Below are 2,704 nucleotides of genomic sequence, written 5' to 3' on the forward strand. Positions count from 1 at the left end.
TCTTCGCATCTATGGCCAGCACGAGTCCGTATCTTTCGGCCAGCACGTCAACTTCCGCCCTGCCCTGTTCGTCCCTGAAAACGTATCTGAATCTTGTTGCAAAGCCGTGATGCTCCAGAATCTCCCTTATCGCTTCCTCAAACTCCTGCCACGTCGAAAAGCTCATGGCTCTTCAGAAGGCTCACCATCCCGACATTGCCCACGACCATCACGTCTCCTACCGGATTTGCCTCCCTGAAGTCAGAGAGCTGAGCGTTCGGGCCGGTGGCAACAAAGTCCCTGACCTCCACCACGCTGTCGATGTACGCTCCGTGCCCTCCCTGCTCGAAGACAATGTCATTCGTCAGCTCACCCCTGATGAACTGGCCTGCCAGCCTGCTGACGTCCATCCTCCTGACGATGGATGTGTGGTGCTCCATTAGCGAGTATATCCTGCCGTCCCTGTCAACGACTGCAAAGACCGTGTGGCCGTTGCCGAAGTTCATAACGAGCGCCGGAAACTCCCTCACATCGAGCATTGCTCCGGCTATAGCAGAAAAGACCGTGTCAATGACGTAAAGTTCAAAATCCCTGCCAACTGCTTCTCCATAATCCCTGACTGCCTCAGCAACAGCCCTCATCCTGTTGTAGTGCTCCGGAATTTTCTCCGCTGGATACAGGAAGCTGTCAAGGTACGGGCTCCCCTTCAAAACCCTCTCAAACATCCTGAACCTGAACCTCCTGTTGCTCTCTCCTGGGGAGAATCCGTGGTCCTGTACGGAGATTACGAGTCTGTCTGGCAGCTCTATTCCAAATGAGGAGAGCATGGTCGAGTAGGCATTGAGGTTAACATCTCCGAGCTCAATTTCAGTAAGGTTGTCACTCCCGGGCCTCTCATCCACTATTGCGATGCCTTCCGCCTTAACCCTGTTCAGATCGTCGTTTATCGTCAGGGCGGGCTTCTTGTAGGCGTAAACCCTGACCTTTTTAGCAGCATCCCTTATTGCCTTGCTGCTTGGCCCACCGCCCATGGTGTAGCCCGTGAGGAGGATGTCACTTCCAGATTCAGCGGCATTCCGAACTCTCTTAGCCACAACCTTGGTTGGAGATGGCATAACAGCCTTGGGACAGTTCCTGATGTTTTCACCCTCAATGTACAGCAGGAAATCCTGCGTGCCTGTCCCGACGTCGAGCGTGAAGATATCCATGTCCGGAGTTTGACGGCAGGTTAAAAAGGTTTGGCCGCCTAAGAGATGTAGTCACCAATCCTCTTCTGTGAGGGATGGAACGCCGATGCCCGTTTTACGGAAAAACCGGCCCTCTTTAGGGTTGCGAGGTCTTCAGGACTCTTTATGAGAGAAGCGCCCTTCGTCCCGATCCCGGGAACCTCGAGTGGTGACAGTTCCACACCACTCTCAAGCTTCTTCAATACCAGCGCGACCTTCGGGTCCTCCTTGGGCAGAAAACCGTCAGACATGACCTTCTCAATCTCAGATGAATCGAATCCATACACTCTGATTAAGGCATCTGCCCTGTAGAGGTTTACAAGCCTCCTCCTGCTTTCAGGCCTCCTGCCCTCCAGGGGAGTTCCGGAGATTGGTCTGAAGGCTGAGTAGTAGACGCGCTTAACACCCATACCGTAGAGCCTGTCCGCAACCCTGAGAATCTGAGAGTCCTTCTCTCCGAGACCCGCAATCATCTGTGTCGTGAAGCTCACCCCCCTCTTTTTCGCGTACTTCAGTGCAAACCTCAAAGTTCTGGAGAAGTCGGACCTTGATTTTGTCGAGCAGAGCTCGGTGAGCAACGAGCGTGAAGGCGTTTCGATGTTCATGCTCACCCTGCTGGCAATCTCAACTGCTCTCTTTATCTGATCCCTATCACACCCCGGGATTATCTTCAAATGCATGTAGCCAGGGAAGTCTTTCCTGATAATTTCCCCCGCACGCAGAATGTCATCCATTGACCTCTCGGGATCCTTAATGGAGTTTGATAGGAAAGCACCGTTAACGAGCCCCTTACTCCGCATAAGGGAGAACAGTCCGGCAATCTCCTCTGGACTCGAGTCCACGCCCCTGTTCCACGCGTTGTGACAGTAGAGGCAGTCATACGAGCACGACGACGAAAGGACGGTCTTGAGGAGTCTGAGCTTTCCTGAACGATAGACGTGCCTGAGGGGGTCATAAACGCACCTCTCATGGCACACATCGTAGCTCGAAAGGTGAATCAACCGATAGAGCTTTCCGAATTCCACATAAGAGAATGCCAAGAAAAGTATGTAGATTTTTCGGGCCGTGTACAGGTCTGTTCCCAGCATATACCTGAGACCGGCAAGGCAACCCGGCACGGGCTTTAGTGACCGCGGGCTGAACGGCTCGCCCGAAGGCTCGCCGCTTACACCCCGGCCCTATCGAACGGGTCTTTTACCCGCGCCCTTAAGGGCGGCTCTTTTCGGGGGCGGTTTCAGGCTTAGATGCTTTCAGCCTTTAACCGCATGGCGCGTAGCTGCCCGGCAGTGCCCTGCCGGACAACCGGTCGACCAGAGGCGCCGGAGGCTCGTTCCTCTCGTACTAGAGCCTCCTTCCCCTCAGCCGCCCGGACACCCCCGTTAGATAGCAACCGACCTGTCTCACGACGGTCTAAACCCAGCTCACGATCCCCTTTAATAGGCGAACAACCTCACCCTTGGCCGCTGCTGCACGGCCAGGATGGGGAGAGCCGACATCGA

General features: G+C 54.6%; 2 protein-coding genes and 1 rRNA gene. All 3 read right to left on the reverse strand.

What is annotated here, in order from left to right; translation table 11 throughout:
* Nucleotides 1-137: 137 nt before the first annotated feature.
* Nucleotides 138-1,187 (reverse strand): DUF1786 family protein, encoded by a 1,050-nt coding sequence (locus ACXJJC_RS07385; protein ID WP_456370629.1) that lies wholly within the window; start codon nucleotides 1,185-1,187, stop codon nucleotides 138-140.
* 38 nt (nucleotides 1,188-1,225) lie between these two features.
* Nucleotides 1,226-2,230: a radical SAM protein gene (locus ACXJJC_RS07390; protein WP_456370630.1), complete on the reverse strand. Its 1,005-nt coding sequence runs from the start codon at nucleotides 2,228-2,230 to the stop codon at nucleotides 1,226-1,228.
* A 79-nt stretch (nucleotides 2,231-2,309) separates the two neighbouring features.
* Nucleotides 2,310-2,704 (reverse strand): 23S ribosomal RNA (locus tag ACXJJC_RS07395); the annotation flags it as partial.

It is taken from the genome of Geoglobus sp., assembly GCF_054018175.1.

What these genes read in the sequence shown, in the direction of transcription:
- ACXJJC_RS07385 (WP_456370629.1), bottom strand. Translation starts at nt 1,187, where the DNA reads ATGGATATCTTCACGCTCGACGTCGGGACAGGCACGCAGGATTTCCTG.